The sequence below is a fragment of the Vibrio sp. S17_S38 genome (genome assembly GCF_014694375.1).
Lineage (GTDB): Bacteria > Pseudomonadota > Gammaproteobacteria > Enterobacterales > Vibrionaceae > Vibrio.
Genome location: NZ_JAAUWW010000002.1, coordinates 271,683 through 290,285, shown reverse-complemented (window position 1 = coordinate 290,285; position 18,603 = coordinate 271,683). Strand labels below are relative to the sequence as shown.

The window sequence follows — 18,603 nt, the reverse complement described above, 5'->3', positions numbered from 1 at the left end:
AATACCCATGGAAAATGAAAACTTTGTTGTATTAAAAAATGTCTGCAAACGTTTTGGTGACAAAACCGTGATTGGCGATTTGGACTTAACAATCAAAAAAGGTAGCTTGGTCACTTTACTTGGCCCGTCCGGTTGCGGAAAAACCACAGTATTACGACTTGTTGCAGGGTTAGAAAAGCCGACCAGCGGCCAGATCTTTATTGATGGCGAAGATGTCACTAGCGCCTCCATCCAACAACGCGATATTTGTATGGTGTTCCAATCCTACGCCTTATTTCCACACTTATCTTTGCGTGATAATGTTGGATACGGACTAAAAATGATTGGTTTACATAAAAAGGAAATCAATCAGCGAGTAGACGAAGCATTAAAACTGGTTGACTTAGAAGGATTTGGTGAACGTTATGTTGACCAAATTTCAGGGGGGCAACAACAACGAGTCGCCTTAGCCAGAGCATTGGTATTGAAGCCTAAAGTGCTGCTGTTTGATGAGCCCTTAAGTAATCTAGATGCCAATTTAAGACGCAGCATGCGTGAAACCATCCGTGAATTGCAACAACGGTTTAATATTACGTCTTTATACGTGACCCATGATCAGGCTGAAGCCTTCGCAGTATCTGATACCGTAATTGTAATGAAAGATGGCGACATCATGCAAGAAGGCTCCCCAACCGAATTATATCAACATCCGACCTCCCTATTTATGGCCAGTTTTATGGGAGAATCTAATATATTTAATGGTCATTATGACGGTACAGATTTAATCATTAATGATTACCACATTCCTGCCGATGAAGAAACGGTGCAAGCTTTACCGCCAGGTAATTACCAAATTGGTGTCCGACCAGAAGCAATATTATTGCGTGCCGAAGGTCAAGCTTGCCAGCAGTGCAAAATCATAAATAAAACCTATATGGGCTCAATATTTGAGCTCACCGTTCAGTGGCATGACAAAGAGCTTTTATTACAGTTAAACTCATCACAGTTTGATCCCAACTGTACCGATCATGCCTATTTAATTATCAATCCTGTTGGATTATTTTTATTGCCCGAAAGCACTTAACTAAATACGCCAAACTATCAATAATAGGCGACTGTATAGGAAGTAATAGGAAAGCGGAGGCTAAATCTAAAGCCGCCGCTTTTTCATTATAATAAAACAACAAACTATTCAAAAAAGAGATTGAGTAATCCAATTCTGGTGATTTAAATTACCACCCGTTTAATAAGCCATATTGCTTCACCCGCTCATTCAATCTCTGCTTTTCCACATCAGAAATAAAACTCGCCTCAATCGCATTGAAACTGAATGCCATCAATTCTTCTTGTGTGGTTGGTAGAGCTTGCGCAACTGCCATAAAATTATCGGTCATATAGCCACCAAAATAAGCAGGATCGTCCGAGTTAATGGTCACGCACAAACCTTGACGTAATAACTCAACAATATTGTGATCTGCCATTTTTTCGAAAACCTTAAGTTTTGTGTTCGATAGTGGGCAAACGGTCAATGGCGTACGATCATCAATCAATTGAGCAACCAATTGCGGATCTTCTACACAACGGACACCGTGATCAATCCGAGACACACCCAGAAGTTTCATGGAGTTATGAATGTTCTCCGCCGGTCCCTCTTCCCCTGCATGGGCGACAGTTAAAAAACCATGACTCATAGCGACCTGAAAGACTTCGGTAAATTTTTCTGGTGGATGACCATCTTCTGAAGAATCTAAGCCAACACCAATTATTTTATCTTTAAATGGTAGCGCTTGTTGTAAGGTTTCAAACGCTGAATCTTGATCTAAATGGCGCAAAAAACACATAATAATTTGGCTTGAGATCCCAAGTTCGGCTTTACCTTGTTTTAGCGCTTTATCAATGCCATTAATAACGGTTTCAAACGCAATACCACGCGCGGTATGAGTTTGCGGATCAAAGAAAATTTCGGTGTGGATGACATTATCTTGTTGGCAGCGCAATAAATACGCCCAAGTAAGATCGTAAAAATCTTGCTCATGAATCAATACATTCGCACCTTGATAATAGATGTCGAGGAACGACTGTAAATTATTGAATTGGTATGCTTCCTGTACTTCTTGTGAGGAAGTAAAAGGAATGGAAATCTGATTACGCTTGGCGAGTTCAAACATAAGATCAGGTTCAAGCGAGCCTTCAATATGCAAATGCAATTCAATTTTTGGCAGGCCTTGGATAAAGGTTTTCATCTGTTGGTTCATTGTCTATACCCTTTTTTCAAATCAATTGATTAAAGTGAATGCGCAACGATTTTTTCTTTTTGATGTACTGACCCACAATCCAAAAAATGGAGTATGAATAAGTTAAGTGTAGACATACAAAGAGAAAACGACCGCTCGCTTCTCTTCGTAATCGAAATAATGGTATTTCGGTAGAGACTCCCACGCCAGATTAGTGGGATTATACGAAGTGAATTTAACGCTCATTTTTTCGTAATGTGGCGTTAAATTACTGGTGGCAGATTGTGCAAAAATTCCAATAAAAATACAAGTATCGATATTGCTAGGTTTTAATTAATCACACTGAAATTCGGCCGTTGATTCAATACACATAGCATCATGTCGCCAATACTCTAAATCACAATCAACCAATTGCCCATGTTGATTGTAGTTAATCCGTTCTACTAAAGTCGCGGGACTGCCCGGCGTAGCTCGCAAAGCTTGGGCCATATTTCCAAGCAAGGAAGTCGTGCTGACTCGATAACGAATTTTTTGATACTGCTGCCCATAGTGTTCATGATAAATATCGGTTAATGACTGGCTTAAATCATGCTTAAGCAGCTTTGGGAACAACTCTGACTTTATGTAATTAGTGACAAACACCACTGGTCTATCTTCTAAGTAGCGCACTCTATCTACTTGGTAAACATCGGAAAAAGGCGGCAATTCTAATAATTTCACTGCCTGTTTGTTTGCTAGCATCGATTTGGTTGAGATCAATTTCGTCTCAGGTTTGCGCTGTTGTGCTAAAGCCATGTTCGTAAACTGATGGGTTTGAGTTGGATCGTAAATAAGAGGTTCTGGAGAGATAAACCAACCACGGCGATCTTCACGGTAAATTTTGCCTTCTGCTTCCAATAGCGATAACGCCTCACGCAAAGTCACTCGCGTTGTATCAAAAGATTCCGCTAATTTACGTTCAGATGGCAGCTTTTGTCTCGCAGCCAACATGCCCGAATCAATTTGCTCAACCAACGCTTCTTTAATTTTCACATACTGCACGGCATCCCTTATTTATCTTGAATTCAGCGGTTAATACCAACGATGCTAACAATTAACATAAGGCCACAATTAACATAGATATAGCTACTGTAGTTAAAATAGACGAATAGAGCTACCGCTAACTAACGTAAAGTTTCTTGATGATCTCGCATCAATCGGTTGGCTTGCTTCCAACGCTCAGTTGATTGCAGCTCAGCCAAACTAAAGCTTTGTTTTTTCAACAACGACATCGCTTGTGGCACTTCAGTTACGGGTAAATTATCCAAAACTTCAATCGCAGATTGTCGATTATTACACATCAATACCATGTCGCAGCCCGATTGCATGGATTTTAGTGAACGCTCGGCTGGCCCCCCCATAATACTGGCGCCTTCCATGTTAAGATCATCTGAAAACACAATCCCTTCAAAACCAAGCTGGTTACGCAATACCTCTTTTAACCAATAGTTTGAACCACTTGCGGGTTGATCATCATAATGAGGGTAAACCACATGCGCCGGCATCATCGCATCAAGAATTCCAGCTTCAATTTGTGCTTTAAAGATCGCCATATCGGTAGCAAAAATATCATCACGGTGATCAAATGGCGTTTCATAATGCGAATCCACAATCACACCACCATGACCCGGAAAATGCTTACCGGTGGTTGCCATACCAACTTGCTTCATCCCTTTCATATAAGCCGAACTGTATTTCAAAATAGTATCGAAATCTTCGCCAAATGCACGGCTACCAATCGCTTTACATTGAAACGTTTTATCCAACACTGGCGCAAAACTTAAATCGATATCGTGCGCAATCAACTCTGCTGCCATTAACCAGCCGCCAAGTAACGCCGCTTCTTCACCATTCTTCATTTCAGCATAATCTTTTGCTGCAGGAATGACCGTAAAGCCCTCACGAAAACGCTGCACACGACCACCTTCTTGATCAACACCAATGAGAATCGGACGTTTAGCTGCGGTGCGAATGGCTTTATTAAGGGCAATTAATTGCTCATTATCGTGGTAATTACGCGCAAATAAAATCACGCCGCCCACGGTTGGATGTGCCAGAATTTCTTTTTCTACTGCGTCGAGTTCAAACCCTTCGACATCTAACCACAATGGACCCATGCTTATTCCTTACTGAACAAATTAACTTTATGTTTATGTATTCAGTGAATGAAAACCAACACATGTGATGTAATCCACTGAATCACTATATAATTTCCATATTTTGACACTATATGCAGTTATACTCAAAGCACAATATTGCTGTAGGAGAACGATTCATGGAAAAGTACATTGGTATTATGTCTGGCACCAGTTTAGATGGTGTGGATACTGCATTAGTCGAAACCGATGGGAAAACAATAAAGTTATTAGCCCATGACTTTTTTACCATGCCTGCGGATCTCAAAGCCGATGTATTAGACGTGTGCATTGGACAACAAACTAATCTGGTCAAAATCGGTGAGATTGATCATCGCTTAGGGCATGTGTTTGCCGATGCTGTAAACCAATTGCTCTTTACTAGCCATACTTCAATCAATGACATCACCGCCATTGGCAGTCATGGTCAAACCGTATTTCATGCGCCAGATTCACGCTACCCCTTCACGATGCAATTGGGTGACGCCAATATTATTGCCGCCAAAACAGGTATCACCACCGTGGCCGATTTTCGCCGCAAAGATATGGCACTTGGCGGCCAAGGTGCGCCTTTGGTTCCTGCTTTTCATCAAGCACTCTTTGATCATTTAGACAATAATATTGTGATCCTAAACATTGGCGGTATTGCTAATCTCTCTATTATTAATGGCGATCAAACTTCAGGTTATGATACCGGACCGGGTAATATGCTAATGGATGCTTGGGTGCAAAAACATTATCAACAAAGTTTTGATAAAGATGCCCAATTAGCCAAAAGTGGCACCATTGATCAAGCTTTGCTGCAAGCCATGTTACAAGAACCTTATTTCCAACAATCGGCCCCTAAAAGCACTGGGCGCGAGCTATTTAACCTACCATGGCTAGAGAATATGTTCTCTGAATTCTCGACGTCTATCGCGGATGTACAAGCAACGTTAGCCGAATTAACTGCAATAACCATTGCCGAAGAAGTCAGAAAATTTGGGAGTAACACCGCCACAAATGAGCTTTTAGCGTGCGGTGGTGGCGCTCAAAATCCATTACTGATGGCTCGTTTAACTGAACTACTGCCTAATTGGCAGGTTGGTAATACTTTAAAATACGGCATTGATGCTGACTATATGGAAGCGATGGCATTTGCATGGCTGGCACACCAAACGATGAATCGTCAACCGGGTAATTTACCCGCCGCAACAGGTGCAAGTCGATTAGCCATTCTCGGTGCAATTTATTCTGCGACTTAACTTACCTCTATTACCACAATATCTATCCAGACAATTTACTTAAATAAACTTTGTACAGTGCAGGTTATGTAGCCAAAGATCCCACCATCTTTGGCTATTTTTTTGCTTTTACTCTTCTAGTTTAAGTGATGCCAATCACATTTTCATCCGCTCTCACCTATTAAACCAAACTGTCACATTCTCGACATCAATGTTTCACACTCCTCTTTTAGAGTAACCGCAACACCTAAGAAGACATGTAAGTCTCTAATTTAAATCAATAGGATTAAACCATGAAAAAAGCAGTATTGGCTTCCGCTGTTCTTGCAGCACTCGTTTCGACATCAACTCTCGCAGCAACCGTTTATAAAGATGAAACATCTGAGTTAAAAATTGGTGGCCGTGCAGAAGCTCGCTTCAATGTGTCAGATAACAATGAAGAATATGACTCGACCACTGGTGATCAAACAGGTAGTAAGTTTGATGATAAAAGCCGTGCGCGTCTAAGCATTTCAGGCAAAACGAAAATATCAGAAGGATTGACGGGTTTTGGTAAATACGAAAACGAAGTCAGTTCAGGTAGTGATATTAAAACACGTTATGTATTTGCAGGTATTGGCACTCAAATTGGCGATTTTTCTTACGGTAAACAAGATACCGCTTTAGTTATGATCACAGACTTTACCGATACTATGGCCACTTTTGGTGCAGACGCAGATGATGCTTTATCACTTAATGCTGGCGCAGATAAACAAGAGAATAACTTTGCCTACAAAGGTGAATTTGGTGGGCTAACCGTTGGCGCTAACTATCTCGCAAGTGAAGAGGTTGATAGCGACCAATATTCTTTAGGTGCAAAGTACTCATTTGATTTCGGTTTGGATTTAGGTGCCGGCTATGCTGGTGGTAAATCGGCTGATAATGATGTATCTCAAGTTGACTTAGGCGCACAATATTCTATTGCTGATTTCACTTTCGGTGCCCTATACCAAATGACAACTGATGATGGTGCAAATGGTGATAATGATGGCTACGAAGTTTCAGCGCAATATAAATTTGAACAGTGGACATTCGTTGGCGTGTATAACTATGCCACCGGTAATGACGGCGATGATGACGCGGTAGATAACTTCGCACTTGAAGGCGTGTACAAATTCAACAGTAACCTGCGCACTTATGTTGGCTACAAATTTGAGCAAATCGACAATCAAGATGATCGGCTACAAGCAGGCATCCGTTACGATTTCTAATACCTTGCTAGCATAACGAGATAAGCACTAGCCAGACGAATTGTCTGGCTTTTTTGTAGGTCGCTAACATCAATAATCTACCTTTATTTTCAATCAACGCTTTTTATCGTGACCAAAAAAACATTTCACATGACGTACCCCTATAGAATTGTTAAGGTCCGCAACATTACCTATCTACACTGCTAATTACTTGTTATATTCAAGTAGGCTTACACTCTGCAAGTCTATTAACCAACCTTAGTGATAAAAACTATGACCGATAAAATCATCGTAGGATGGCGAGAAATATTATCCCTCCCAGAACTGGGCATTGAAACGATCAAAGCCAAGATAGATACCGGGGCTCGCAGCTCTTGTCTACATACTTTCAAACTTGAAACTTTCGAGCGAGACAGTGAACTTTGGGTTCGTTTTTGGGTACACCCTCTGCAAAATAATAATGATTTTATCAAAGAGTGTGAAGCCAAGGTTTTAGATCAAAGAATGGTCAAAGATTCAGGCGGCCACGAAGAGCAAAGGTTCGTCATCCAGACTATGCTTAAGTTTAATAAAGAAGAATGGCCAATCGAAATGACATTAACTAATAGAGAAAATATGTTATTTCGGATGTTATTAGGCCGAACAGCGATGCAAAACAAGATCATAGTTGATCCTACTGCATCATTTTTAATTTCTTAGTATCAACCCATCCACCAAGGATAAAGATTAATGAAAATCGGGATTTTATCGCGTAACCGCTCACTGTATTCAACTAAGCGCTTAATCGAAGTGTGCCACGCTCGCGGACATGAGGTCAAAGTGATCGATGCATTGCGTTGTTATATGAATATCAATTCTGACCAGCCACAGATTCATTTTAAAGGTGAAGAATTAAAAGATTTTGATGCCATCATTCCTCGTATTGGCGCATCAGTTACCTTTTATGGCACAGCGGTATTGCGCCAATTTGAAATGTTAGGTGTTTACCCTGCTAATGAATCTGTTGCGATCACTCGTTCACGCGACAAACTTCGCTCTATGCAGCTCCTTTCTCGCAAAGGAATTGGCATGCCTATTACCGGTTTCGCCAGTAAACCAGATGACATCAAAGATCTACTTGAAATGGTCGGCGGAGCACCCGTGGTGATAAAGTTACTTGAAGGTACTCAAGGCATTGGTGTTGTATTGGCTGAAACACGTAAAGCGGCTGAAAGTGTTATCGAAGCGTTCATGGGCTTAAAAGCTAACATCATGGTGCAAGAATACATTAAAGAAGCAGGCGGTGCGGATATCCGCTGTTTTGTTATCGGTGATAAAGTTATTGCGGCAATGAAACGTCAAGCTGGTGAAGGTGAGTTTCGCTCAAACCTACATCGAGGTGGAACAGCATCGTTGGTTCGTATCACACCGGAAGAACGCAAAACGGCTGTTGCTGCAGCAAAAATTATGGGCTTAAACGTTGCAGGCGTAGATCTATTACGTTCTTCACGCGGCCCATTAGTGATGGAAGTCAATTCATCACCTGGTCTTGAAGGCATTGAGGCGGCAACAGGGAAAGATGTTGCAGGGATGATCATTGATTTCATAGAAAAAAATGCTTCTGAAAAAGGAACCAAAACTCGTGGACGTGGCTAATAATCCCAAAGCAACTGAAACTGCAACACCAGTCAAAAAAAAGGTGAAACGAAACCCATCTTTTAAATTTATGGACAAGGTGATTAAAGCAGGTGAACGACAAGTAATGGAAATTGAAGCGGCAAAGCTGTATACACACTCGCCGCTTTCTATCCCTATCGAAATCATACATGGCAAACAGGCTGGTCCTGTCTTATTGCTTGATGCTGCCATTCATGGTGATGAACTTAATGGCGTAGAAATCGTACGACAAATTATTGAAAAAATAGACGCGAGTAAGCTCAAAGGTACTTTGATTGCTGCGCCTATCGTCAATGTGTTCGGTTTTATTCATAAGTCGCGATATTTACCCGATCGCCGTGATTTAAACCGTTGTTTCCCTGGTTCAGAAAAAGGTGCACTTGCTTCACGTATTGCACATACGTTCTTTACTGAAGTTGCACAAAAGGCCGATTACATTATCGATCTACATACCGGAGCGATTAATCGAACTAACCTGCCACAACTTCGAGCGTGCTTAGAAAACCCTGAAACGCTCAGAATGGCAAAAGCATTTGGGACGCCAGTGATTATTGATGCAGCTCTACGTGATGGTTCGTTGCGTGCTGAGGCTGAAAAGTTCGGTATTCCAGTTCTTACCTATGAAGCTGGTGAGGCTCTACGCTTTGAGCCTATCGCCATTAACGCTGGTGTATTAGGGGTAATTCGTGTCATGCAAGAGTTGAAAATGCTCCGCGCATCACGTAGAAAATTACCAGAATCTGTTATTGCTAAATCAAGCAGCTGGGTTCGAGCAGAAAGTAATGGCATTTTACGTACCATGGTTACTTTAGGCGATCGAGTAAGTAAAGGCCAAGTATTAGCCTATATTAGCTCACCGCTAGGCCACGAAGAAATGACCATGGAAGCGCCAAAAGAAGGTATCGTCATTGGTCAACAGACCTTACCTCTCGTCAATGAAGGCGATGCAGTATTCCACGTTGCGTATTTTACGGAAGATAATGATTCTGTTGGTGATAAAGTCGAAAATTATATCGGCGACATTATTGAGCTTGTAGAAGCTAAAGATGAAAACCTGACAACTGGATTTATTGCCGTACCTAACCAAATGAATAATGGTTAGCATGTGACCTAGATTGATCCAAAAAGACCAGATCATAATGATCTGGTCTTTTTTTATTCTATTTTTAACTCTAAATTAGCGTTTTTCAACAAGGGCAATCACATCCTGAGTTAAACCCGTTTCTGCCATTCTAGGGAAAATTAAGTTCACGCTATTATTGTGTGTATCTAAGTTTAAATCCGTCATAGCATCGATTGCTAATGTCACGTTATATCCCGCTTCAAAGGCTTGTCGAGCTGTTGATTCCACACCAATACTTGTTGCCACCCCAACTACCACAACTTGCGTTACGCCTTGTGCTTTCAGATGTGTATCTAGATCAGTATTAACAAACGCACCCCACGTTTTTTTAGTCACTAAATGATCGCTAGATTGAATATTCAAACGAGAATCAAGTTGAGCCCAATCTGCTGGTAGTTCCCCATGAGAACTTGTTTGATCAGTACGACCTGGCGCACCACCTGCGACATTCACTAAAACTACTGGCAAATTTTTTGCACGAAAAGCATTCAGCAGTTGCACACATTTATCCACCACTGGATCAGAGTCATGGCATGTTGGTAAAGCCAAGATCCCTTTTTGAATATCAATTACAATCAAGGCAGTTTTCGGATCTAATACAGTAATAGACATAATCTCTCCGTTTAATGATAAAAATATAAACAATGCCAATGATAGACCAATAAATGTGATATTGGTTCCGTTTTCTGCCCTTTCACTGCCCTTTTCTTCAATCTGATATCCGACCTTCTTCATTCCAAAGTAATGAAAACAACGCTAGGCCGATAAGCAAACAGGCATAAAAAAACCTCGCAAATACTTATCGTATTAAGCGAGGTTTATAATTCTTATTTATAAAGATTGATAAAACTATCGAATAATCATTTGATCGCGTTCTGGTCCAACCGATACCATGCTCACCGGAACCCCCATTAAGGCTTCAATACGCTCAACATAATGCTGCGCCGCCGATGGTAAGCTTTCAAAAGTACGGCAACCCGTAATATCTTCGCTCCAACCTTCCATCTGCTCATAAACTGGACTTAATGCCGCTGTTTGTGGCCAGATTGGGTTTTCACTATGATCACCGTCGTAAGCAACACAGATTTTTAAATCTTGCATGCCAGATAAGCAATCGATCTTAGTGAGTGCAATTTCGGTTGCCGCTTGCAGCTCAACGCCATTACGAGTTGCAACGGCATCAAAGTAACCCATGTCACGAGGACGACCAGTCACTGCGCCATACTCATTAGCACTTTCACGGAAGTTATCTTGCTCTTCCATTGCGGTCACTAAAGTCCCCGTACCAACCGATGAGCTAAATGATTTAGCTACCGCAACAATACGCTCAGGACGAAGTGCAGGTAAACCACTGCCAATTCCAGCATAAGCTGCCGTCACATTTGATGATGTCGTGTAAGGGTATTCGCCATAAACCAAATCACGGCCAGCGCCTAATTGCGCTTCAAATAAAAGATTTGCATCTTGTTTTTGTAACGCTTTTAAAGGCTCAGTCACATTACAAATAAATGGACGCCAAGCCGCTGTCACTTCAAGTAGCCATTGCGTCATTTCTTCTGCACTTTGAGAAAAATCACAGCTTGGATATAAGGCTTTTAATTGTGGCATTTTCCAGTCAAGCATAAATTGAATACGTTCTTGCAGGACTTCTGGTTGATTTAACCAACCGACTAAAATGCCTTTCTTCATGACTCGATCGCCATAAGCTGGTGCAATACCTTGACGAGTAGAACCGTAAGCTGCATCGCCTAAACGTAACTCTTCAAGCGTATCTTCAAGAGCATGCAGTGGAAGGCAAAGTGTTGCGCGATCAGAAATACACATTTTCACTTCGACGCCAGCCGCTTTCACTTCTGCCATTTCTTCACTTAATGCCGCAGGGCTAATGACCATACCAGGCCCAAGAACCGCAATACAATTTGGGTTAAAAATACCGCTTGGTAGCTGGTGTAATTTAAAGGTGCCGAAATCATTGACCACAGTGTGGCCTGCGTTGTTACCACCTTGAAAGCGAATACTGGCAGACGCATCTTCCGCTAAAAAATCCACGATACGGCCTTTGCCTTCATCACCCCAGTTAGCACCAACAACAACAATAGACGGCATAATTTATTCTCCAAATTGATTAAGCGAATATGTTATCTCTCCTATCTAAATAAGAGAAATTAATTATAATTATTGTCTTGATAAGAATTGCATATAACATGAATCATCACGACAATCTGAATTTGGGAGGCAATAGCATGTTAGATATCCACTGGCTTAAAACCTTTGTGACCTTAGCAGAATTAAAACACTTTGGTAAAACGGCTAATGCCCTGCACATGACTCAACCCAATGTCAGTCTACATATTAAACAGTTAGAAAAAACCACTCGAGTAAAGCTCATTGAACGCAATCCATTTTGCTTAACCCAAGCAGGATTACGGCTATTAGATACAGGACAAAAAACCTTACAGGATCTTCAAGTATGTCAATCAGATCTTAATGCGATTAATGATTTAAGTTTAGGTACATTAACTATTGCGGCTAGCGATATTATTTCTCGCTTACTCCTGATTGAACCTTTTCAGTTATTTAAAAAAGAATTCCCTGGTATTGATTTCTCACTTCTCAATACCACTTCATCACAAGCATCAAGCTTAGTAAAAAGCGCCGAAGCCGATCTTGGATTTGTGATTGCACAAAAAGAAAGTGAACCACTGCATTTTACCGAGCTACAAAAAATAAAATGGTGTGCTCTAGGTAACAACTTAAGTTTATGGCAACAAGCGAAAGATAATCAAAATATTACGTTAACCGAGCCACCAACGTTGATTTTACTCGGTCACGATACTCGAACTCGCGATTTACTAGACAGCGCACTACCTTCTTTAAACTTGCCAAACTATCGCATTATGGAAGTGGGCAGTGTCGATGCTCAAATTGATTGGGCAGAAGCGGGATTTGGCGTGGCCATCGTTCCAGAATTTTCACTGCATACAAAGTTAAACTTGACCACCTCCGTCACACCACTACCGCAATTTCCCACCACCAGCTTAGGTTATATCGTGCGTCAGAATCAGGTGTTATCGAAAGCAATAAAACAATTATTACACTGGGTGAATGATGAGATGATACGTAGGCAACTCACGGTAGAATAAATATTAAGTAAAAATGAGGCCATTTCAATCTCATATAATCAACACCTGTTTCAAGATAGTAATATTGCTGGAAGATAGTCATATTGCTGGTTAGAGAGTAGACTCAAGAACTCTTTCTTTTACTTCTTTAATATTGTCGACTAAATAAGGATTTAATCATGAGCTTAACTGTTTATGGCGTTCCGCTCTCTCCATTTGTGCGTAAATTACGCTTGTGTTTATTCGAAAAAGGGATCGATTACCAATTAGAAATAGTGCCACCTTTTAATCAACCATCTTGGTTTTTAAACATTAATCCTTTAGGGCGAATTCCTGCCATAAAAGACGGCAATTTTTCATTGGCCGATTCTAGTGTAATTTGCCAATATATTGAGGATAAACATCCTGAACTAACACCATTACTAGGTCAAAGTCCGGAACAAAAAGCGACAGTACGATGGTTAGAGAAATATGCCGACTATGAATTATCACCGCTCACAACCTTCACTATATTTCAGCATCGAATCATTAATCCAAGTATGAATAAAACGTGTGATGAAAATATGGTGCAATTGGCAATGAATGAAAAGCTGCCGACGCACTTTGACTATCTTGAACAAAGCCTTGGAAATGCAGAATTTTTGGTGGGTGACACTTTAAGTCTTGCGGATTTGTCATTCACTTGTCAGATAATTAATATGGAATATGCTGGTGAGCGATTAGATGAGCAGCGTTGGCCTAACCTTACTGCTCTTATTTCTCGTATTAAAGCTCGTCCTTCGATGCAGGCATTATTACAAGACGAACAAGCAATGCTCGCATCCCTGAAATAGTGCATCGATATTGTTTAAATATAGGCTTTAACTTGTGTTAAGAGGGTATTCCGTAGGTGGAATGAATCAGCCCTCTTTAAAGATACTCACATAAATAAGCCGTTGGCGTAATCACTTTAAGATCAAAAGAAGAGTCACCAACCACATTAAAAGCTTGGCCTGCTTCATAAGTGATCCACTCTTCGCTACCCGGTAATTTTACTGTTAGTGCGCCCTTTACTACGGTCATTTTTTCTGGAGCCGCAGTACCAAATGTATATTCACCCGCAGCCATAACACCAACACTGCTATCACCATCTTCTTGCGTAAAACCCAATGATTTTACCGAACCTTCAAAATATGTATTTTCTTTGATCATTTTTATGTCCCTATTAATAAATGATTGACGCACTCTTTTTATCTGAGCTCTTCATTTAACTCAAGATTTATTTTCTGTTACCGATCATTTTTAGTCACTTTTATGGTACTTTTTGTTTGAATGACATTAACGATTAAAGAGTGACATAGAGTTACTCTCTAATTGATTTTGGCGCGTACTTCCAGTATGAATCTTACCTCTTCTTTTCACGGAAAAATTATGACTGAATTGATGCAGCATTTTGCCTTTTCTATCTCTATTACCGGCCCTATCTGTTTGATGTTATTGCTCGGGGTACTATTACGCAACTTTAAGATGATAAACGATAATTTCATCGAAGTTGCCTCCAAACTGGTCTTTCGAGTTACGCTACCTGCGTTATTATTTCTAAGCATTATCAAATCTAGTAGCATCTCATCAGATAGCTTGTCCTTGGTCATGTTTGGGATGATTTCTACTATCGTATTTTTTATTTTCGCCACAATAACAACCCGAATGTTCATTAAAGAACCTAAAGATCAAGGTGTGATCGTTCAGGGGGCTTTTCGTTCGAACATGGCGATTATTGGACTGGCTTATGTCAGTAATGCTTATGGAGAAACAGGCGTTGCAATTGCGGCTATCTATATTGCTGGTGTCACCATTTTATATAATATTTTAGCCGTAATAGCCTTAACCCCTAAAAGCCAAGAACCAAGTCTTAAATCTTATCTTGGGATGCTCAAAGCCATTATAAAAAATCCATTAATTATCGCGATTACGCTTGCATTAGTTGCCAGTAAGCTGAGTGTTCCTGTACCAGAAATGGTTATCCATGCTGGGCAATATTTTGCACATATGACACTGCCTTTAGCCTTATTATGCGCAGGTGGTTCTTTGAATATTCGAGAATTACAGCACGATAAAGCCGCCAATATTCTTGCCAGCAGTTATCGATTAATTCTTTGTCCACTTATGAGCACTCTTGGCGCTTACTGGTATGGATTTGAAGGCCTAGAACTGGGAGTGATCTTTTTCATGACATCTTCTCCGGCCGCTGCAGCCAGTTATGTGATGGCTCGTTCCATGGGAGGAAACGCTACTTTAGCTGCCAATATTATTGCTTTGACCACCGTAGGTTCAATACTCACATGCAGCTTAGGGATTATTTTGCTCTCGAGTTTTCAGCTCATGTAATTGAAGCGAAAATATATACATTCAATATCCAAATCATAAAAGAGCAGTAAATGAGTGAAAATTTAAAACAAGAAATTACCCTTTTAGGCGGTGTTGGTCAGCTTTCAACCACCTTACTAGGGACTGGTTTATTCATGATCCCAGCGATTGCGGCCAATCTAGCAGGCACTTGGTCATTATGGGCTTGGGTGATCCTATTCATTGCTATTTGTCCCATTGCTCTCACCTTTGCAATTTTAGGGCAACGCTACCCAAATGCGGGCGGTACTGCGTATTTTGTTCGCCAAGCTTTCAATTCCAAAACCGAACGCAGCGTCGCTTGGTTATTTTTAAGTGTGCTTCCTGTTGGTCTTCCAGCCGCGATTACTTTGGCGGGCGGCTTTGGTCATGCCATATTGTTTGATAACCAATGGATGCCCAATTTATTAAATCAAGGTATTGGGTTTATTGATGGATATTATTTATCGGAAATCCTCACTATCGTTCTTATTCTCGCGCTCACCTTGTTAGGCAGTAAATCTTCATCTCACTTTCAAACGCTCATTGCGATCAGCATTTTTGCATTGGTGGCGATACTCTTTTGGCAAAGTGATATTGGGATTGATGATATTCCAATGCCAAGTTTGAATGCTTCTGCGATATACCCTATTGGTACAGCGCTAGCAGTTATGTTTTGGTGTTTTGTTGGTATAGAAGCTTTTACACACATGGGAGAAGAATTTAAAAATCCGCAACGAGATTTTCCCATCGCGATCATTCTTGGTTGCTTTGTAGCAGGATTTATTTATTGGGCGTGCTCCGTTGTGATCTTAAAATTTCATGCATTTGAGCCAAACATATTGGCGCACAGTTCCATTCCTTGGCTAAGCGAACAACTACTCGGGAATAAGCTTGCCACCGTGATCACCCTAATTGGTTACTTTGCTTGTTTTGCTAGCATCAATTTATATACTCAAAGCATGATTCGCTTAGTGTGGTCGCAAGCCCGTGATTATCAGCCCACCAGCAGCCTCACTCGTTTATCCAAACGTGGTGTGCCGACCAAAGCCACCTATGCTGTAGCCGTGGTACTATTTTTATCTGTCACCATTGGTCATATCACGAATCTAGATCTTGAAACTTTAGTCAAACTAGCGAACAGTGTTTTTGTATTGTTATACTTGCTAGCCATGCTTTCAGCTTATCGGTTACTGACCGGTTGGAGTAAATACTTAGCTGGTTTCTCAACACTCCTGTGTAGCATCGTCTTCCTATGTTTAGGTTGGAGTATGCTCTATGCCATCTGCATTTTCACACTTTTAATGATGCCTTGGAAAACGTGGTTTAATCGTCAATATAAAACACCTTCTCTATAAAAATAATGATTTAAGATTGATTCCTAATTACAGTTATCATCACTTGAGATAAACTACAATGCAGATACAACTGTGTATTAGTTTAAAAGTATATTGAGCCAAAAGGCATATTTGCAGGAAGCAATTTAAATGTTAATTGAATGGGAAGCTGGTCGTGTATGGTATGAAGATATGCCATACCATAAATTTGGATTAACGCATCTTCAGCGCATGATCGTCATTAAGTTGGAAAATGAACAATTGGTCGTGATCTCACCGATTGAATTGGATACGCAGAAGCAATTAGAGCTATCTAATCTTGGTACGCTGAAAGCCATCATTTCACCAACATCGACTTACCATCAATATTTATCTGACTGGTGGTTGGCCTATTCAGAAGCGTATTTTTATGCCACACATGCGTTAATTGAAAAACGAACCGATCTTAATTTTGATGGTGTGCTTTCAAACAACACACCTAAACTTTGGCAAGGACAACTGCTACAAACCTCGGTAGTCAGTGACGATCATCCAAACAAAATGATCTTTTGCGATCCCACCAGTCGTACACTATTTGTTAGTGATAATTTAGTGGCTATTCAACCTCACCTACCGTTAGGGCAAAAAATAACCACCTTAATTCAAGGCAGTAAAAACGAAATCAAATTGCCTTATTTAGAACGTCGAAAATTCAAAAATAAAGCTCGGCTTAGAGCCTCAATTCAAGAGATAATGACATGGCCTTTTGATCGCTTATTATCATCCAACGGGTTAGTCATTGAAAAAAATGCAAAAGATGCGTTCTATCAAGCCTTTTGGTGGGCTTTTCAATAATGATATTAGCTATATAACCCCGACAAAATTAACCATTCGTCGTTCAATTTTTTAGACTACAAAACCATGTCATCAGAGTATACATAGCCACTAAATTACTGGGCATTTTTTCGTTAAGGCAATGACACAGAGAATTAAACCCTCAAATTATCTCCATCATGTTTTTCATTTAATGACACAACAAGCCTCAAAAAGTAAGCCGCTTTTACCTCAAAAAAACTCTACTCAGAATAAAATTCTACTTAAACATCAAAATTTTAGTAAAAGTTAATGTGTTTTAACGATCGATTTATTACAATCATTATTATTTATTCAATGAAACAACCTTAGGCTATCTCCATGACCACGTTAAAAGATATAGCAATGGCTGCAGGTGTCTCTTCTGCCACAGTATCACGCGTTTTAAATGATGATCCTAACTTAAGCGTGAAAGAACAAACCAAGCAACGCATTTTTGAAATTGCTGAAAGCTTAGAATATAAAACAACGAGCGATCGAATCTCTCAATCAGCAAAGAAATACCATCATCATTTCCTTGCGCTTTATACCCATAAACAAGAAGCAGAAGTAAATGACCCTTATTACTTATCGATTCGTCATGGTATTGAAACACAATGTGAAAAGCTCAAAATTGAAATTACGAACTGCTATGAAAATAAGCTCCCTAAAAAAAGCAATAAAATTACCGGCATCATTTTAGTTGGCAACAAGCAAACTAAGGTGATCAATGCAGCACAAGAGATAAGTTCTAACTTATGTTTTGTCGATTACTCTGCTTGTGATCTGTCTTTTGATTGTGTGGATATCGATCTCGTCTCTATCAGTAAGCAGGTGACAGATTTCTTTATTGCTCAGGGTTACAATCGCATTGGCTTTATTGGTGGCCAAGATTATGTTGATACTACTGACATCCGTGAAATTGCATTTTCAGAATATGGTAAGCTAAAAAATGTGGTCAACGATGATGACATTTATCGTGGTGATTTTTCTAGCTCTTCCGGTTACGAATTGGCTAAAGAAATGCTGGCCAAAAAAGCGTATCCGAAAGCATTATTTATTGCATCCGACTCTATTGCTATTGGTGTCTTACGCGCTATTCATGAGCATGGGCTCAGTATTCCTAAAGACATTACTCTGATCAGTGTTAATGATATTCCAACGGCTAAATTTACCTTCCCTTCTCTTTCAACGGTGAAGATTCATGCGGAAATGATGGGAATTCAAACCGTCAATTTGCTGGTTGGGAAAGTTCGAGATGGCCGCGACATTCCCGTCAAAATTATCGTACCAACTGAATTAAAGTTGCGTAACACCACCAAATAATATTG

18 protein-coding genes and 1 riboswitch are annotated in these 18,603 nt (G+C 40.3%); of the genes, 12 read left to right on the top strand and 6 right to left on the bottom strand.

Annotated elements, in window-relative coordinates; translation table 11 throughout:
- Positions 1–7: 7 nt before the first annotated feature.
- A complete protein-coding gene (gene fbpC / locus HC725_RS02905) occupies positions 8–1,063 on the top strand; it encodes a ferric ABC transporter ATP-binding protein (RefSeq protein ID WP_190330263.1) in 1,056 nt (351 codons plus the stop codon).
- 148 nt (positions 1,064–1,211) lie between these two features.
- Here the strand turns inward: fbpC and HC725_RS02900 are convergent, their stop codons facing one another.
- From HC725_RS02900 to nagZ, 3 genes are all read right to left on the bottom strand, one after another.
- Positions 1,212–2,222 (bottom strand): adenosine deaminase, encoded by a 1,011-nt coding sequence (locus tag HC725_RS02900; RefSeq protein ID WP_190330302.1) that lies wholly within the window; start codon positions 2,220–2,222, stop codon positions 1,212–1,214.
- Positions 2,223–2,362: 140 nt separating this feature from the next.
- Positions 2,363–2,461: riboswitch (purine riboswitch) on the bottom strand.
- A gap of 85 nt (positions 2,462–2,546) precedes the next feature.
- The gene (phnR, locus tag HC725_RS02895; RefSeq protein WP_190330262.1) at positions 2,547–3,254 is read right to left on the bottom strand and encodes a phosphonate utilization transcriptional regulator PhnR; all 708 of its coding nucleotides are present in this window, start codon (positions 3,252–3,254) and stop codon (positions 2,547–2,549) included.
- A gap of 122 nt (positions 3,255–3,376) precedes the next feature.
- Positions 3,377–4,369 carry a beta-N-acetylhexosaminidase gene (gene nagZ, locus HC725_RS02890; protein ID WP_190330261.1) on the bottom strand — a complete coding sequence of 331 codons (993 nt, stop codon included), beginning with the start codon at positions 4,367–4,369 and terminating at the stop codon, positions 3,377–3,379.
- A gap of 158 nt (positions 4,370–4,527) precedes the next feature.
- Between nagZ and HC725_RS02885 the strand changes: the two genes are divergently transcribed.
- From HC725_RS02885 to HC725_RS02865, 5 genes are all read left to right on the top strand, one after another.
- Complete coding sequence (locus HC725_RS02885) at positions 4,528–5,631, top strand: anhydro-N-acetylmuramic acid kinase (protein WP_190330260.1); 1,104 nt, start codon at positions 4,528–4,530, stop codon at positions 5,629–5,631.
- Between the two features lie 272 nt (positions 5,632–5,903).
- Positions 5,904–6,860, top strand: coding sequence for a porin (locus tag HC725_RS02880; protein ID WP_190330259.1), 957 nt, complete (start codon positions 5,904–5,906; stop codon positions 6,858–6,860).
- Between the two features lie 252 nt (positions 6,861–7,112).
- On the top strand, positions 7,113–7,538 hold the full coding sequence (locus HC725_RS02875; RefSeq protein WP_190330258.1) for an ATP-dependent zinc protease family protein: 426 nt from the start codon (positions 7,113–7,115) through the stop codon (positions 7,536–7,538).
- 30 nt (positions 7,539–7,568) lie between these two features.
- Positions 7,569–8,474: a 30S ribosomal protein S6--L-glutamate ligase gene (rimK, locus tag HC725_RS02870; RefSeq protein WP_190330257.1), complete on the top strand. Its 906-nt coding sequence runs from the start codon at positions 7,569–7,571 to the stop codon at positions 8,472–8,474.
- 70 nt (positions 8,475–8,544) lie between these two features.
- Positions 8,545–9,597 (top strand): succinylglutamate desuccinylase/aspartoacylase family protein, encoded by a 1,053-nt coding sequence (locus HC725_RS02865; protein WP_238928410.1) that lies wholly within the window; start codon positions 8,545–8,547, stop codon positions 9,595–9,597.
- Positions 9,598–9,672: 75 nt separating this feature from the next.
- Here HC725_RS02865 and HC725_RS02860 read toward each other — a convergent pair whose 3' ends face one another.
- Both HC725_RS02860 and HC725_RS02855 read right to left on the bottom strand, forming a co-directional pair.
- The gene (locus tag HC725_RS02860; protein ID WP_190330255.1) at positions 9,673–10,230 is read right to left on the bottom strand and encodes an isochorismatase family protein; all 558 of its coding nucleotides are present in this window, start codon (positions 10,228–10,230) and stop codon (positions 9,673–9,675) included.
- Positions 10,231–10,467: 237 nt separating this feature from the next.
- Positions 10,468–11,724 carry an adenylosuccinate synthase gene (locus HC725_RS02855; RefSeq protein WP_190330254.1) on the bottom strand — a complete coding sequence of 419 codons (1,257 nt, stop codon included), beginning with the start codon at positions 11,722–11,724 and terminating at the stop codon, positions 10,468–10,470.
- A 137-nt stretch (positions 11,725–11,861) separates the two neighbouring features.
- Between HC725_RS02855 and HC725_RS02850 the strand changes: the two genes are divergently transcribed.
- Complete coding sequence (locus HC725_RS02850; RefSeq protein ID WP_190330253.1) at positions 11,862–12,761, top strand: LysR family transcriptional regulator; 900 nt, start codon at positions 11,862–11,864, stop codon at positions 12,759–12,761.
- A gap of 158 nt (positions 12,762–12,919) precedes the next feature.
- Positions 12,920–13,573 (top strand): glutathione S-transferase family protein, encoded by a 654-nt coding sequence (locus HC725_RS02845; RefSeq protein ID WP_190330252.1) that lies wholly within the window; start codon positions 12,920–12,922, stop codon positions 13,571–13,573.
- Between the two features lie 76 nt (positions 13,574–13,649).
- On the opposite strand, the gene ppnP is transcribed toward HC725_RS02845, so the two are convergent.
- On the bottom strand, positions 13,650–13,931 hold the full coding sequence (gene ppnP, locus HC725_RS02840; RefSeq protein WP_190330251.1) for a pyrimidine/purine nucleoside phosphorylase: 282 nt from the start codon (positions 13,929–13,931) through the stop codon (positions 13,650–13,652).
- 219 nt (positions 13,932–14,150) lie between these two features.
- Between ppnP and HC725_RS02835 the strand changes: the two genes are divergently transcribed.
- The 4 genes from HC725_RS02835 to ebgR all read left to right on the top strand — a co-directional run bounded on the left by HC725_RS02835 (position 14,151) and on the right by ebgR (position 18,598).
- Positions 14,151–15,107 carry an AEC family transporter gene (locus tag HC725_RS02835; RefSeq protein ID WP_190330250.1) on the top strand — a complete coding sequence of 319 codons (957 nt, stop codon included), beginning with the start codon at positions 14,151–14,153 and terminating at the stop codon, positions 15,105–15,107.
- A 50-nt stretch (positions 15,108–15,157) separates the two neighbouring features.
- Positions 15,158–16,462, top strand: a complete 1,305-nt coding sequence (yjeH, locus tag HC725_RS02830; RefSeq protein ID WP_190330249.1) for an L-methionine/branched-chain amino acid transporter — start codon at positions 15,158–15,160, stop codon at positions 16,460–16,462.
- A 129-nt stretch (positions 16,463–16,591) separates the two neighbouring features.
- On the top strand, positions 16,592–17,275 hold the full coding sequence (locus tag HC725_RS02825) for a hypothetical protein (RefSeq protein WP_190330248.1): 684 nt from the start codon (positions 16,592–16,594) through the stop codon (positions 17,273–17,275).
- Between the two features lie 339 nt (positions 17,276–17,614).
- Positions 17,615–18,598, top strand: a complete 984-nt coding sequence (gene ebgR, locus HC725_RS02820; protein ID WP_190330247.1) for a transcriptional regulator EbgR — start codon at positions 17,615–17,617, stop codon at positions 18,596–18,598.
- Positions 18,599–18,603 lie beyond the last annotated feature (5 nt).

What these genes read in the sequence shown, in the direction of transcription:
- fbpC (WP_190330263.1), top strand. Translation starts at nt 8, where the DNA reads ATGGAAAATGAAAACTTTGTTGTATTAAAAAATGTCTGCAAACGTTTT.
- HC725_RS02900 (WP_190330302.1), bottom strand. Translation starts at nt 2,222, where the DNA reads ATGAAAACCTTTATCCAAGGCCTGCCAAAAATTGAATTGCATTTGCAT.
- nagZ (WP_190330261.1), bottom strand. Translation starts at nt 4,369, where the DNA reads ATGGGTCCATTGTGGTTAGATGTCGAAGGGTTTGAACTCGACGCAGTA.
- HC725_RS02885 (WP_190330260.1), top strand. Translation starts at nt 4,528, where the DNA reads ATGGAAAAGTACATTGGTATTATGTCTGGCACCAGTTTAGATGGTGTG.
- HC725_RS02880 (WP_190330259.1), top strand. Translation starts at nt 5,904, where the DNA reads ATGAAAAAAGCAGTATTGGCTTCCGCTGTTCTTGCAGCACTCGTTTCG.
- HC725_RS02875 (WP_190330258.1), top strand. Translation starts at nt 7,113, where the DNA reads ATGACCGATAAAATCATCGTAGGATGGCGAGAAATATTATCCCTCCCA.
- rimK (WP_190330257.1), top strand. Translation starts at nt 7,569, where the DNA reads ATGAAAATCGGGATTTTATCGCGTAACCGCTCACTGTATTCAACTAAG.
- HC725_RS02865 (WP_238928410.1), top strand. Translation starts at nt 8,545, where the DNA reads ATGGACAAGGTGATTAAAGCAGGTGAACGACAAGTAATGGAAATTGAA.
- HC725_RS02860 (WP_190330255.1), bottom strand. Translation starts at nt 10,230, where the DNA reads ATGTCTATTACTGTATTAGATCCGAAAACTGCCTTGATTGTAATTGAT.
- HC725_RS02855 (WP_190330254.1), bottom strand. Translation starts at nt 11,724, where the DNA reads ATGCCGTCTATTGTTGTTGTTGGTGCTAACTGGGGTGATGAAGGCAAA.
- HC725_RS02850 (WP_190330253.1), top strand. Translation starts at nt 11,862, where the DNA reads ATGTTAGATATCCACTGGCTTAAAACCTTTGTGACCTTAGCAGAATTA.
- HC725_RS02845 (WP_190330252.1), top strand. Translation starts at nt 12,920, where the DNA reads ATGAGCTTAACTGTTTATGGCGTTCCGCTCTCTCCATTTGTGCGTAAA.
- ppnP (WP_190330251.1), bottom strand. Translation starts at nt 13,931, where the DNA reads ATGATCAAAGAAAATACATATTTTGAAGGTTCGGTAAAATCATTGGGT.
- HC725_RS02835 (WP_190330250.1), top strand. Translation starts at nt 14,151, where the DNA reads ATGACTGAATTGATGCAGCATTTTGCCTTTTCTATCTCTATTACCGGC.
- yjeH (WP_190330249.1), top strand. Translation starts at nt 15,158, where the DNA reads ATGAGTGAAAATTTAAAACAAGAAATTACCCTTTTAGGCGGTGTTGGT.
- HC725_RS02825 (WP_190330248.1), top strand. Translation starts at nt 16,592, where the DNA reads ATGTTAATTGAATGGGAAGCTGGTCGTGTATGGTATGAAGATATGCCA.
- ebgR (WP_190330247.1), top strand. Translation starts at nt 17,615, where the DNA reads ATGACCACGTTAAAAGATATAGCAATGGCTGCAGGTGTCTCTTCTGCC.